Source organism: Paraburkholderia fynbosensis, from assembly GCF_902859935.1.
Classification (GTDB): domain Bacteria; phylum Pseudomonadota; class Gammaproteobacteria; order Burkholderiales; family Burkholderiaceae; genus Paraburkholderia; species Paraburkholderia fynbosensis.
Genome location: NZ_CADIKI010000012.1, coordinates 129,452 through 143,396, shown reverse-complemented (window position 1 = coordinate 143,396; position 13,945 = coordinate 129,452). Strand labels below are relative to the sequence as shown.

The window sequence follows — 13,945 nt, the reverse complement described above, 5'->3', positions numbered from 1 at the left end:
GTATAGGCAGCGAGCCGCAAAGAACAGAGCAAAGCAGAGCGCGCGCAACGTAACAGCGCCGCGCGCCGACGGAAAGAATTCAGGAATACATTAGCGAGAGCGTTATGCCCAAGCGGACAGACATCAAGAGCATCCTCATCATCGGCGCAGGTCCGATCATCATCGGCCAGGCGTGCGAGTTCGATTACTCGGGCGCGCAGGCATGCAAGGCGCTGCGTGAGGAAGGCTACAAGGTCATTCTCGTCAACAGCAATCCGGCGACGATCATGACCGACCCGAACACGGCCGACGTGACCTACATCGAGCCGATCACGTGGGAAGTGGTCGAGCGCATCATCGCGAAGGAGCGCCCGGATGCGATCCTGCCGACGATGGGCGGCCAGACGGCGCTGAACTGCGCGCTCGATCTGCACGCGCACGGCGTGCTGGAGAAGTACAAGGTCGAGCTGATCGGCGCATCGCCGGAAGCTATCGACAAGGCAGAAGACCGCCAGAAGTTCAAGGACGCGATGACCAAGATCGGTCTCGGTTCGGCCAAGTCGGGCACCGCGCATTCGATGGAAGAAGCGCTGCAGGTGCAGGCTGATATCGCTGCGCAAACCGGCAGCGGCGGCTATCCGGTCGTGATCCGACCGTCGTTCACGCTGGGCGGCTCGGGCGGCGGCATCGCGTACAACCGCGACGAATTCGAAGAGATCTGCAAGCGTGGTCTCGACCTGTCGCCGACCCGCGAGCTGCTGATCGAAGAATCGCTGCTCGGCTGGAAAGAGTATGAGATGGAAGTGGTCCGCGACACCAAGGACAACTGCATCATCGTCTGCTCGATCGAAAACCTGGACCCGATGGGCATCCACACCGGCGACTCGATCACCGTCGCGCCGGCGCAAACGCTGACCGACAAGGAATATCAGATCCTGCGTAACGCCTCGCTCGCCGTGCTGCGCGAGATCGGCGTCGATACGGGCGGCTCGAACGTGCAGTTCTCGATCAATCCGAAAGACGGCCGGATGATCGTGATCGAAATGAACCCGCGTGTGTCGCGCTCCTCGGCGCTGGCATCGAAAGCGACCGGCTTCCCGATCGCCAAGGTCGCGGCCAAGCTGGCAGTAGGCTATACGCTCGACGAACTGAAGAACGAAATCACCGGCGGCCAGACCCCAGCCTCCTTCGAGCCGACGATCGACTACGTCGTCACAAAGATTCCGCGTTTCGCATTCGAGAAATTCCGCGAAGCCGATTCGCGCCTGACCACGCAGATGAAGTCGGTCGGCGAAGTGATGGCGATCGGACGCACCTTCCAGGAGTCGTTCCAGAAGGCGCTGCGCGGTCTTGAAGTCGGCGTCGACGGTCTGGACGAAAAGACCGATAACCGCGACGAGATCATCCGCGAGATCGGCGAAGCCGGTCCGGACCGCATCTGGTATGTCGGCGACGCGTTCCGCGTCGGCATGACGGCCGCGGAGATTTTCGAGGAAACCGCGATCGACCCGTGGTTCCTCGCGCAGATCGAACAGATCGTCCTGAAGGAAAAGGCGCTGGCCGGTCGCACGCTCGCGAGCCTCTCGAAGGAAGAACTGAAGTATCTGAAGCAGAGCGGCTTCTCGGATCGCCGTCTGGCCAAACTGCTCGGCGCGAAGCCGGCGGACGTGCGTCAGCGCCGTATCGAGCTGAACGTGCGCCCGGTGTACAAGCGTGTCGACACCTGCGCGGCCGAATTCGCGACGAAAACCGCGTACATGTACTCCACGTACGAGGAAGAGTGCGAAGCGAATCCGACCAACAACAAGAAGATCATGGTGTTGGGCGGCGGCCCGAACCGGATCGGCCAGGGCATCGAATTCGACTACTGCTGCGTGCACGCTGCGCTCGCGATGCGCGAGGACGGCTACGAAACGATCATGGTCAACTGCAACCCTGAAACCGTTTCGACCGACTACGACACGTCGGATCGTCTGTACTTCGAATCGCTGACACTCGAAGACGTGCTCGAAATCGTCGACAAGGAAAAGCCCGTCGGCGTGATCGTGCAATACGGCGGGCAGACGCCGCTGAAGCTCGCGCTCGATCTCGAAGCGAACGGTGTGCCGATCGTCGGTACGTCGCCGGACATGATCGACGCGGCCGAAGACCGCGAGCGTTTCCAGAAGCTGCTGCAGGACCTCGGCCTGCGTCAGCCGCCGAACCGCACCGCGCGCGCAGAAGACGAAGCGCTCAAGCTCGCCGACCAAATCGGCTATCCGCTGGTGGTGCGTCCGTCGTATGTGCTGGGTGGCCGCGCGATGGAAATCGTCCACGAGCCGCGCGATCTCGAGCGCTATATGCGCGAGGCCGTGAAGGTGTCGAACGATTCGCCGGTGCTGCTCGATCGCTTCCTGAACGACGCGATCGAATGCGACGTGGATTGCATCTCGGATGGCGAAGCGGTGTTCATCGGCGGCGTGATGGAGCACATCGAACAGGCGGGCGTGCACTCGGGCGACTCGGCTTGCTCGCTGCCGCCGTATTCGCTGTCGCAGGAAACCGTCGCTGAACTGAAGCGCCAGACCGGCGCGATGGCGAAGGCGCTGAACGTGGTCGGGCTGATGAACGTGCAGTTCGCGATCCAGCAAGTCCCGCAGGCGGACGGCTCGAAGGAAGACGTCATCTACGTGCTCGAAGTGAACCCGCGTGCGTCGCGCACGGTGCCGTACGTGTCGAAGGCGACCAGCCTGCCGCTCGCGAAGATCGCGGCGCGCGCGATGGTCGGCCAGAAGCTCGCCGATCAAGGCGTGACGAAGGAAATCGACCCGCCGTACTTCAGCGTGAAGGAAGCTGTGTTTCCCTTCGTCAAGTTCCCGGCCGTCGACCCGGTGCTCGGACCGGAAATGCGTTCGACCGGTGAAGTGATGGGCGTGGGCCAGACGTTCGGCGAGGCGCTCTTCAAGTCGCAGCTCGCGGCGGGTTCGCGTTTGCCGGAATCGGGCACGGTGCTGTTGACCGTGATGGACGCCGACAAGCCGAAGGCCGTCGAAGTCGCGCGTATGCTGCACGAACTCGGTTATCCGATCGTCGCGACCAAGGGTACGGCTGCCGCGATCGAAGCGGCCGGCGTGCCGGTAAAGGTCGTCAACAAGGTGAAGGACGGCCGTCCGCACATTGTCGACATGATCAAGAACGGCGAAATCGCGCTGGTCTTCACGACCGTCGACGAAACGCGCGCCGCGATCGCCGATTCGCGTTCGATTCGCATGAGCGCGCAGGCGAACAAGGTCACGTACTACACGACGATGTCCGGCGCACGGGCTGCGGTGGAAGGTTTGCGCTATCTGAAGAACCTGGAAGTCTATGATTTACAAGGACTCCACGCTCGCCTAAACTAAGGCTTCGAGTTTCTGTCTCAGGATGTACGTGCCGCGGTTAAGCGGCGTTCCGCAGGTGCTGGGGCCGGATTTATGCTCCATGGCACTGGTCCCTGCGGAATGCACTTAACCGCGGTGATTTTTTTTACGGCTGTTTTTTGCCTCTAGAGTTGTTTATGAGCACTATTCCATTGACTAAGCGCGGCGCGGACATGTTGCGCGACGAATTGCAGCGGCTGAAATCGGTCGAACGTCCGGCAGTGATCAACTCGATCGCGGAAGCGCGTGCCCAGGGCGATCTGTCGGAAAACGCGGAATATGACGCTGCGAAGGAAAAACAGGGCTTTATCGAAGGCCGGATTGCCGAGATCGAATCGAAGCTGGCCGGCGCGCAGGTGATCGATCCGTCGAAGGTGGACGCGGACGGCCGTGTGGTGTTCGGTGCGACGCTGGAACTGGAAGACCTGGAGTCGGGTGCGTCGGTCAAATATCAGATCGTCGGCGACGACGAAGCGGACATCGACCACGGCCTGATTTCGATCAGCTCGCCGATCGCGCGCGCCTTGATCGGCAAATCGGAGGGCGACGTTGCGTCGGTGCAGGCGCCGGGCGGCGTGCGCGAATACGAAATCATCGCGGTCAGCTACGTTTGAGGGTGGCCCGGGAGTCCCAGATGCCACATCGGTTTTTCCGTCTTCTGACGGTGGTGTGGCTCGGTAGTCTGCTGACTATCGGCTATGCCGTCGCGCCAGTGCTGTTCACGTCGCTCGACCGGATTTCGGCAGGCGCGGTGGCGGCACAACTATTCCGTATTCAGGGCTTCGTGGGTGTGGTGTGCGGTATTTTGCTGCTGGGTCTCGCGAATGTGCTCGTTCGCCGCGGCAGCGAGGCTTATCGGCGGTTGCGCTGGCTGATCGCCGGCATGCTGGTGTGCGTGCTGCTGGGTTACTTCGCGCTGCAGCCGTTCATGAATGCGATGCGCGAGGCCGCGCTCGAAGCGGGCACCGACGTCGGGCATTCGGTTTATGCAGCGCGCTTCGGCATTCTGCACGGCGTGTCGAGCGTGTTCTATCTGATCGAAAGCCTGCTTGGCGTGGCGCTCGTGTGGAAGCTACCGGCCAGCACCGGTGCGGCGACGACGGAGCAGGGCGCTCGTGATGCTGCGGGGAAAGTGGCGGGCTGAGGCTGGTTAGGCAGGTACTGCTTACGCTTGCTAGTCGCTCTTTCCGATCTAGGACTTTGCCGAAGCCTCGTGCGCGGGCATCCCGCCGCGTTTCGGACCAGCGTTGCTCAAGGTGCGGACCTTCCCGCACCTCTTTGCCACCTGCTTACTTCGAGGATTGATGCGAGCGCTTCGCGCTGGTCTGACGCTTCTTGGCACGCTTGATGTTGCCGCCTTGCGTGACGCGTTCATTGCCGCGCACCACGACAGCTTTTGCCTTCGGCTTGCGCATCGGAATTTCACTGGGTTTGACGACCGTGACAACGCGTGGCGCGCGACCCTTGCCAGGCTTGGCCTCGACGGCCGCTTCGCGGGCGCTCGGCAGGGCACCGCGCTTCGGCTTCACCGCTGGTTGAGCCGATTCCGGCTTCCAGATCACCAACAGTTTGCCGATGTGCTGGATCGGCGCAGCGTTCAGCTTGTCGCAAATTTCTTCATAGATCGCGATGCGTTCCTCGCGCTCGTCGCCGAACACGCGGATTTTGATGAGCTGATGAGCGTCAAGGTGCACCTTGATCTCGGAGAGCACAGCGTCGGTCAAGCCTTCGGCGCCGACGAGCACGACCGGTTTGAGCGCATGTGCCTGGGAGCGCAACTCGGCGCGTTGGTCGGAAGAGACTTTGAGGGCGGGCATGGAAAGTGGGAGACTCGACTAAAATGGCGGCACCTGCGTTCCCGATCGACTTGCTCGATCGGTCGATTCAACAGGGCGGCGCGTCAGAACAACAGAATCGCGGATGCCGCCGGTTTGGCGGTCGCCGCGCGAATTAACCGCGTATTATCCCCTAAAGCGCGTCACCACGCAGCAAGAGTTCAATCTTTAATGGCAAAAAACAAGTTCAATACCGCGTGGCTGCATGACCACATCAACGATCCGTACGTGAAAATGGCGCAGCGGGAGGGCTATCGCGCCCGCGCAGCCTACAAGCTCAAGGAAATCGACGAGCAGGACAAGCTGATCCGTCCGGGGCAGGTAATCGTCGACCTCGGCTCCACGCCCGGCAGCTGGAGCCAGTACGCGCGCAACAAGCTCGCCAAAGGCTCGCAGCGCGATGCGGAGCGCGAAGGCGGTATCGACGGCACGATCATCGCGCTCGATTTGTTGCCGATGGAGCCTGTGGCCGACGTTCACTTCATCCAGGGCGACTTCCGTGAAGACTCGGTACTGGGCCAACTGGAAGAATTGGTCGGCGAACGCCAAGTTGACCTTGTAATTTCGGATATGGCGCCCAACCTGTCGGGAGTGGCAGTGGCGGATGCTGCGCGAATCGAGCATTTATGCGATCTCGCGCTGGAATTCTCACAAAATCACCTGAAACCGGATGGCGCCCTTTTAGTCAAATGCTTCCACGGCAGCGGTTATAGCCAGATTGTCGAAAAGTTCAAGCGCCAGTTCAAGGTGGTGGCGGCCCGCAAGCCGAAAGCGTCGCGGGATAAATCGTCAGAAACGTTTATTTTGGGTAAGCATCTCAAGCGGCCCGCATAGGGCGCTGCAGGACGGTTCCGCATCTGCCGATAAAATGCCTCCAGCGCTCGAATTGGCGCTTGATTGGCACGCTGCGCTATTTCTGTGGTAGCGAAACCTTATGGCAGGGGTCTGCGGACTGGATTAGAATGCTTTCGTGGTGCCGCAAGGCAAATGTAGGCGCCCGTCTAAGTGAAGGAGTGGTGCTTTGAACAACAATATGTTTTCGAAGGCAGCAGTGTGGCTGGTTATCGCACTGGTGCTGTTTACGGTGTTCAAGCAGTTCGACAAGCCCCGTGTCCAGGAAGGCGTTTCCTATTCGCAGTTCATGGACGACGCGAAGGCCGGCAAAGTCAAGAACGTCATTGTCCAGGGGCGGAACCTCACGGTCACTCCAGCAGACGGCCAGAAGTACCAGATCGTGTCGCCCGGCGACATCTGGATGGTCGGCGATCTGATGAAGTATGGCGTTCAGGTGAGCGGCAAGGCTGACGACGAACCCAATGCGCTGGTGTCCGCGCTGTATTACCTCGGGCCGACGATCCTGATCATCGGTTTCTGGTTCTATATGATGCGACAGATGCAAGGGGGCGGGAAAGGCGGAGCATTCTCGTTCGGCAAATCCCGTGCGCGGCTGATCGACGAGAACAACAACGCAATTAATTTCACCGACGTCGCCGGTTGCGACGAAGCGAAGGAAGAAGTCTCCGAACTGGTCGACTTCCTGCGCGACCCGCAGAAATTTCAGAAGCTGGGCGGGCGCATTCCACGTGGTGTGCTGCTGGTCGGCCCTCCGGGAACGGGTAAGACGCTGTTGGCACGTGCTATCGCTGGCGAGGCGAAGGTGCCGTTCTTCAGCATTTCGGGTTCGGACTTCGTTGAAATGTTCGTCGGTGTCGGCGCGGCTCGTGTGCGCGACATGTTCGAGCAGGCCAAGAAGCACGCACCATGCATCGTGTTCATCGACGAAATCGACGCGGTCGGTCGTCATCGTGGCGCCGGCATGGGCGGCGGTAACGACGAACGCGAGCAGACCTTGAATCAGATGCTCGTCGAGATGGACGGCTTCGAGGCGAACTCGGGCGTGATCGTGATCGCTGCAACGAACCGCTCGGACGTGCTCGACAAGGCGCTGTTGCGTCCGGGCCGTTTCGACCGTCAGGTGTATGTCGGTCTGCCGGATATCCGCGGCCGCGAACACATCATGAAGGTGCATCTGCGCAAGGTGCCGATTTCGAACGACGTCGACGCGGCAGTGATTGCGCGCGGCACGCCGGGCTTCTCGGGCGCCGATCTGGCGAACCTCGTGAACGAAGCGGCACTGTTCGCGGCTCGTCGCGGCAAGCGTATCGTCGAAATGACGGACTTCGAAGACGCCAAGGACAAGATCTTCATGGGTCCGGAGCGCAAGTCTGCCGTGATTCGCGAAGAGTCGAAGCGCGCGACGGCTTACCACGAGTCGGGTCATGCGGTGATCGCCAAGCTGTTGCCGAAGGCCGATCCGGTGCACAAGGTCACGATCATTCCGCGCGGCCGTGCGCTGGGTGTGACGTGGCAGCTGCCGGAGCATGACAACGAAACGTACTCAAAAGATTATCTGCTCGATCGTCTTGCGATCCTGTTCGGTGGCCGGGTGGCGGAAGAGTTGTTCCTGAACCTCATCAGCACCGGTGCTTCGGACGACTTCAACAAGGCGACGCAGACGGCTCGCGCCATGGTGGCTCGCTTTGGCATGACGGATGCGCTCGGACCGATGGTCTACGTCGACGACGAAAACGATGCAACGCCGTTTGGCCGCGGTTTCACGCGGACCATTTCGGAAGCGACGCAGCAGAAGGTCGATGCGGAAATCCGCCGCGTGTTGGACGAGCAGTACAACCTCGCGAAGCGCCTGCTGGATGAAAATCGCGACAAGGTAGAAGCGATGACCGCCGCACTGATGGAGTGGGAGACGATCGACGCCGATCAGATTAACGACATCATGGCCGGACGTCCGCCGCGTTCGCCGAAGAGTTCGCCCCCGTCGGCAAGCGACGCCTCGTCGGGCGGTAGCCCGGGCACCGAGGTCAAGCCGGGTAGCGCAACCGCGCCGGCCTGATAGGCGATCAGTCGAAAGTGCGGGCCGGTGTGTTTCACACCGGCCCGTTTTGCATTTATCCGTTTTACGTGAAGCATTGCTACGTGTCGAAAGCCGATCTATCTTCTCCTCCCATTCCAGAGCCGCTGCAATGCGGCCGCTTCAAGCTGACCTTTGAACGCCCGTTGGTCATGGGTATTCTGAACGTCACGCCCGATTCCTTCTCCGACGGTGGCCAGTACGCGATGCGCGGCGACGCGTTGCGTCAGGCCGAACGCATGATGCTCGAGGGCGCGGACATCATCGACATCGGTGGCGAATCGACCCGCCCCGGTGCGCCGCCAGTGCCGCTCGATGAAGAGCTAGAGCGCGTGATTCCGCTCATCGAGCAATTGCGGGGGGCCAACGTGCCGTTGTCGATCGATACGTACAAACCGGAAGTGATGCGCGAGGCATTGAGCGCGGGCGCCGATCTGATCAACGACATCTGGGGTTTCCGGATGGCCGGTGCGATCGACGCGGTTCGCGATAGTGCATGTGGGTTATGTGTGATGCATATGCTCGGTGAGCCGCAGACCATGCAGCTCGGCGAGCCCGCCTACGAGGATGTCGTGAGCGAGGTTCGGCGTTTCCTCGAGGAGCGGGTGGCGACGTTGCAGCAAGCGGGGGTCGCGCGTGCGCGCATCAGCGTCGACCCGGGTTTCGGCTTCGGCAAGGCGGTGATCGAACATAACTACGCGTTGCTCGCGCATTTGCCGGACACCGCGCCGCAGGCCGTGCCGCCTTATCCGATTCTTGCGGGCATGTCACGCAAGTCGATGATCGGCGCAGTGGTCGGGCGCGCGGCTACCGAGCGTATCGCTGGTAGTGTTGCTGCTGCCGTGTGCGCGGCCGAACGGGGTGCTGCGATTCTGCGCGTGCATGATGTTGCGCAAACAGCAGACGCATTGAAAGTATGGGCAGCCATGCGCGATGCGGCGAATCACGGCCGTGCGCGTGGTTGAACCCACAGCAAAACGAGGGAGAAATAATATGGCGCGTCGTTACTTCGGAACGGACGGGATTCGAGGCAAGGTCGGCGAAGGGCCCATTACGCCGGAATTTGTGCTGCGGCTGGGCTATGCAGCCGGCAAGGTGCTGGCGGGAGCGGATCGCCGGGCCAGATCGAGCACTCGGCCAACTGTGCTGATCGGCAAAGACACGCGCGTCTCGGGCTACATGCTCGAAGCCGCGCTCGAGTCGGGCTTTTCGGCGGCCGGCGTCGACGTGATGCTGGCGGGCCCGATGCCGACACCCGGCATCGCCTATTTGACGCGCGCGCTGCGGCTTGCCGCGGGCGTGGTTATCAGCGCTTCGCACAATCCGTACTACGACAACGGCATCAAATTCTTTTCGGCCGACGGCAACAAGCTGCCGGACGAAGTCGAGGCGCAGATCGAAGAGCAGCTCAATCTGCCGCTCGCCTGCGCGGCCTCCGAGCAGCTCGGCAAGGCGCGGCGCCTCGACGACGCGGCCGGCCGCTACATCGAGTTCTGCAAGAGTACGTTTCCGGCCGCGTTCGACCTGCGCGGCATGAAGCTGGTCGTCGATTGCGCGCACGGCGCCGCGTACGACGTCGCGCCGCACGTCTTCCATGAACTCGGTGCCGAGGTGATTCCCATCGGTGTTTCGCCCAACGGCTTCAACATCAACGACGGCGTCGGCGCGACGGCGCCGGATGCGCTGGTGCGCGCGGTGCGCGCGAATCACGCGGACCTCGGCATTGCACTCGACGGCGACGCGGACCGTCTGCAGGTAGTGGACGCCGCCGGCCGCCTTTATAACGGCGACGAGCTGCTGTACGTACTGGTCAAGGACCGCATCGCGACCGACGGCAACGTGGACGGCGCAGTGGGCACCCTGATGACCAATATGGCCGTCGAGGTGGCGCTGCAGGAGGCGGGTGTAAAGTTCGTCCGCGCGGCGGTGGGCGATCGCTACGTGCTCGAGCAACTGCGCGAGCACGGCTGGCAACTCGGCGCGGAAGGCTCAGGCCATATCCTCTCCCTCGACCGCCATTCGACCGGCGACGGCATCGTTTCCGCGTTGCTGGTGCTCGCGGCGATGCAGCGTAGCGGGAAATCGCTCGCAGATCTGCTCGATGGCGTCACGCTGTTCCCGCAGAAGCTGATCAATGTGCGCATGAAGCCGGACGCGGACTGGAAGGGCAGTGACGCGATCCGTCGCGCGATTGGCCACGCCGAGAGCGCGCTGAATGGCCGCGGCCGCGTGCTGATCCGCGCGTCTGGCACCGAGCCGGTGTTGCGCGTGATGGTCGAGGCCGAGAATGTCGACGACGCGGTGCTTCATTCGGAAGCGATCGCCGACGCGGTCAAGCAGGCCACCACGTAAGCGACGTTTTTTTGGCGAGCAAGCGGCGGGGCGACAGGATGTCGCTTGTCGCTTGCCGCTAGCCGCGGCCAGTCGAGCATCCAACCGAGAAGAGCCTTAGCCCTTCATTCCCCAACCCCCTCCATCTCATTTACCGCCTCACCCCGCGCAAACGTTCGCGCCCCATCTTTTTCACCTACTCTTCCTAAGGACGCACGGCAATGCCGCCAAGCCGTCGGTTCATCCGTCCAAAGCCTTTCATTCGAGTAATCTCACTGTCACGCGTTCTTCACGATTAGTCACGTTTTTGTCATATTGAGACTCTAAGCTTCGCGGTGTTCGTGTTACTCGCTCACACCGCTCACACCTTGGAGGTCTCATGAAATTGATGCAAACCGTGTTCGCTGGCGTCGCTGGCGCGCTTTTCGCGATCGCAGCGCAAGCCGCAGACATCACCGGCGCGGGCAGCACCTTCGCAGCACCGATCTACACGAAGTGGGCCGACGCCTATCAGAAGTCGGGCGGCGGCAAAGTGAACTACCAGGGTATCGGTTCGTCGGGCGGCGTGAAGCAGATCGTCGCGAAGACGGTCGACTTCGCCGGTTCGGACGCTCCGCTCAAGGACGACGAACTGGCCAAGGATGGCCTGTTCCAGTTCCCGACGGTGGTCGGCGGCGTGGTGCCGGTCGTCAATGTGCCGGGCGTGAAGCCGTCGGAACTGGTGCTGTCGGGTGAAGTGCTCGGCGACATCTACCTGGGCAAGATCAAGAAGTGGAACGATCCGGAGATCGTTGCGCTGAACCCGAAGCTCAAGCTGCCGGATACCGACATCGCCGTGGTCCGCCGCGCCGACGGTTCGGGCACCAGCTTCATCTGGACGAACTATCTGTCGAAGGTCAACGCGGACTGGAAGTCGAAGGTCGGTGAAGGTTCGACGGTCAACTGGCCGACCGGTACGGGCGGCAAGGGCAACGACGGCGTCGCAGCCTTCGTGCAGCGTTTGCCGGGCGCAATCGGCTACGTGGAATGGGCGTACGCGAAGCAGAACCACATGACGTACGTCGCGCTGAAGAACTCGTCGGGCACGGTGGTCGAGCCGAAGACGGATACTTTCAAGGCAGCGGCAGCGGGCGCGGACTGGTCGAAGTCTTTCTACCAGATCCTGACGAACGAGCCGGGCAAGAACGCATGGCCGATCGTCGGCGCGACGTTTGTACTGCTGCACACGGCGCAGGACAAGCCGGCGCAAGGCACCGAAACGCTGAAATTCTTCGACTGGGCGTTCAAGAACGGCACGCAAGCCGCGAACGATCTGGACTACATCTCGCTGCCGGATTCGGTCGTGTCGGAAATCCGCACGCAGTGGAAGGCGAAGGTGAAGGATTCGGCAGGCAAGGCGATCGCCGAGTAAGCTTTGCGGTAGGCAACAGCATCGCGTAACACGTTGGCCGTCCCCATGTGGGGACGGCCAATGGCATTACCCCGGGGCCTCATCCCGGCATTCACCCGAGCTTTACCGGCCGCACGACACGTGTCATACGGCAACTGGAAACAGGTCCATCAGGCTCTCATGTCCGATATCCATTTAGCGTCTGGCGCAAGCAGGGCCACCCCGCCCGGCAGCACGTCGCAGAAGGCGCCCAGCCGCGCCGGCGACGTGATCTTCGGCGGCCTGGCGCGCCTCGCCGCCATCATCACACTGCTGCTGCTCGGCGGCATCATCGTTTCACTGATCATCGCTTCCATGCCGTCGATCAGGGAGTTCGGCTTGAGCTTCCTGTGGACCGCCGAATGGGATCCACCCAGCAAGCAGTTCGGCGCGTTGGTGCCGATCTACGGCACGATCGCCACGTCGATCATTGCGCTCATCATCGCGGTGCCGGTGAGCTTCGGCATCGCGCTTTTCCTGACCGAACTCGCGCCCGCGTGGCTGCGCCGCCCGCTCGGCATCGCCATTGAACTGCTCGCCGCGATCCCGTCGATCGTGTACGGCATGTGGGGTCTGCTGGTGTTCGCGCCGATTTTCGCGACGTGGTTCCAGAAGCCGCTCGGCGCGGTGCTCGGCGGCATTCCGTTCGTCGGCGCGCTGTTTCGCGGGCCGCCGATCGGCATCGGCATCCTGTGCGCGGGCGTGATTCTCGCGATCATGATCATCCCGTACATCGCATCGGTGATGCGCGACGTGTTCGAAGTCACGCCGGTGCTGCTGAAGGAATCGGCATACGGCATCGGCTGCACGACCTGGGAAGTCATGTGGAAGATCGTGCTGCCCTTCACCAAGAGCGGCGTGATCGGCGGCGTCATGCTGGGCCTCGGCCGCGCGCTCGGCGAGACGATGGCGGTCACGTTCGTGATCGGCAATACCAATCTGCTCGACAATATCTCGCTGTTTTCGCCGGGCAACAGCATTACGTCGGCGCTCGCCAATGAATTCGCGGAAGCGGATCCCGGCCTGCACACGTCGGCGCTCATGGAGCTCGGCCTGATCCTGTTCGTGATTACGTTCGTCGTGCTGTCGATTTCGAAGATCATGCTGCTTCGCCTCGAAAAAGGGGAGGGCGCCAAATGAGCCAGTCCACCTTGAATATGCCGGGTTCGAACGACGCGGCTGCGCTCGAAGCGATGCGCGTGCGTCTGCAAGGACGCCGCCGCATGAAGAACGCACTCGCGCTGACCATGTCGCTCGCGGCGATGGCATTCGGTCTGTTGTGGCTCGTGTGGATTCTCTATACGACGCTGCGCCTGGGCATCGGCGGCTTGTCGATCGAGTTGTTCACGCAATCGACGCCGCCGCCGAACACCGACGGCGGCGGTCTCGCCAATGCGATCGTCGGCAGCGTGCTGCTGGTCGGTCTCGCCACTTTCGTCGGTACGCCGATCGGCATTCTGGCGGGCGTGTATCTCGCCGAATACGGTCAGAAGGGCTGGCTTGCCAACGTGACGCGCTTCATCAACGACATTCTGTTGTCCGCGCCGTCGATCGTGATCGGTCTGTTCGTGTATGCGCTGGTGGTGGCGAAGTTGGGCCACTTCAGCGGCTGGGCGGGCGTGTTCGCGCTCGCGCTGCTGCAGATTCCGATCGTGATCCGCACGACCGAAAACATGCTGAAACTGGTGCCGAACGCGCTGCGTGAAGCGGCCTTCGCACTCGGTACGCCGAAGTGGAAGATGGTGCTGTCGATCACGCTGAAAGCGTCGATTGCGGGCATCGTCACGGGCGTGCTGCTCGGGGTTGCCCGTATTGCGGGCGAAACTGCGCCGCTGCTGTTCACGGCGCTGTCGAATCAGTTCTTCTCGTTGGACATGGGCCAGCCGGTCGCGAATCTGCCGGTCACGATCTACAAGTTTGCGATGAGCCCGTTCGCGCAATGGCAATCGCTCGCGTGGGCCGGCGTCTTCCTGATCACGCTCGCGGTGCTGGGACTGAACATCCTCGCGCGCACGATCTTCTCGAATAAGTAAGGGCGGAGTGT

Annotated in this window: 11 protein-coding genes; 10 read left to right on the top strand and 1 reads right to left on the bottom strand. The window is 61.9% G+C overall.

Annotation, left to right across the window (positions count from 1 at the left end):
• The first annotated feature begins 104 nt into the window (after nucleotides 1-104).
• The 3 genes from carB to HV770_RS20755 all read left to right on the top strand — a co-directional run bounded on the left by carB (nucleotide 105) and on the right by HV770_RS20755 (nucleotide 4,521).
• On the top strand, nucleotides 105-3,359 hold the full coding sequence (gene carB, locus HV770_RS20765) for a carbamoyl-phosphate synthase large subunit (protein WP_175162554.1): 3,255 nt from the start codon (nucleotides 105-107) through the stop codon (nucleotides 3,357-3,359).
• 155 nt (nucleotides 3,360-3,514) lie between these two features.
• Entirely contained in the window at nucleotides 3,515-3,991 is a 477-nt protein-coding gene (greA, locus tag HV770_RS20760) for a transcription elongation factor GreA (RefSeq protein WP_121315283.1), read from the top strand.
• A gap of 20 nt (nucleotides 3,992-4,011) precedes the next feature.
• The gene (locus HV770_RS20755; RefSeq protein ID WP_175162552.1) at nucleotides 4,012-4,521 is read left to right on the top strand and encodes a DUF4149 domain-containing protein; all 510 of its coding nucleotides are present in this window, start codon (nucleotides 4,012-4,014) and stop codon (nucleotides 4,519-4,521) included.
• 145 nt (nucleotides 4,522-4,666) lie between these two features.
• Here the strand turns inward: HV770_RS20755 and HV770_RS20750 are convergent, their stop codons facing one another.
• Entirely contained in the window at nucleotides 4,667-5,194 is a 528-nt protein-coding gene (locus HV770_RS20750) for a YhbY family RNA-binding protein (protein WP_175162550.1), read from the bottom strand.
• A 189-nt stretch (nucleotides 5,195-5,383) separates the two neighbouring features.
• On the opposite strand from HV770_RS20750, the gene HV770_RS20745 reads away from it, so the two are divergent.
• From HV770_RS20745 to pstA, 7 genes are all read left to right on the top strand, one after another.
• Nucleotides 5,384-6,046, top strand: a complete 663-nt coding sequence (locus tag HV770_RS20745) for an RlmE family RNA methyltransferase (protein ID WP_121315280.1) — start codon at nucleotides 5,384-5,386, stop codon at nucleotides 6,044-6,046.
• A 187-nt stretch (nucleotides 6,047-6,233) separates the two neighbouring features.
• Nucleotides 6,234-8,123, top strand: a complete 1,890-nt coding sequence (gene ftsH / locus HV770_RS20740; RefSeq protein ID WP_168662533.1) for an ATP-dependent zinc metalloprotease FtsH — start codon at nucleotides 6,234-6,236, stop codon at nucleotides 8,121-8,123.
• Between the two features lie 83 nt (nucleotides 8,124-8,206).
• Complete coding sequence (folP, locus tag HV770_RS20735; protein WP_175162548.1) at nucleotides 8,207-9,106, top strand: dihydropteroate synthase; 900 nt, start codon at nucleotides 8,207-8,209, stop codon at nucleotides 9,104-9,106.
• A gap of 28 nt (nucleotides 9,107-9,134) precedes the next feature.
• A complete protein-coding gene (gene glmM / locus HV770_RS20730) occupies nucleotides 9,135-10,493 on the top strand; it encodes a phosphoglucosamine mutase (protein ID WP_175162546.1) in 1,359 nt (452 codons plus the stop codon).
• Nucleotides 10,494-10,851: 358 nt separating this feature from the next.
• Complete coding sequence (pstS, locus tag HV770_RS20725; RefSeq protein ID WP_175162544.1) at nucleotides 10,852-11,883, top strand: phosphate ABC transporter substrate-binding protein PstS; 1,032 nt, start codon at nucleotides 10,852-10,854, stop codon at nucleotides 11,881-11,883.
• 159 nt (nucleotides 11,884-12,042) lie between these two features.
• A complete protein-coding gene (pstC, locus tag HV770_RS20720; protein WP_175162542.1) occupies nucleotides 12,043-13,041 on the top strand; it encodes a phosphate ABC transporter permease PstC in 999 nt (332 codons plus the stop codon).
• Nucleotides 13,038-13,934 carry a phosphate ABC transporter permease PstA gene (pstA, locus tag HV770_RS20715; protein WP_175162540.1) on the top strand — a complete coding sequence of 299 codons (897 nt, stop codon included), beginning with the start codon at nucleotides 13,038-13,040 and terminating at the stop codon, nucleotides 13,932-13,934. The genes pstC and pstA overlap by 4 nt, the downstream gene beginning before the upstream one ends.
• Nucleotides 13,935-13,945 lie beyond the last annotated feature (11 nt).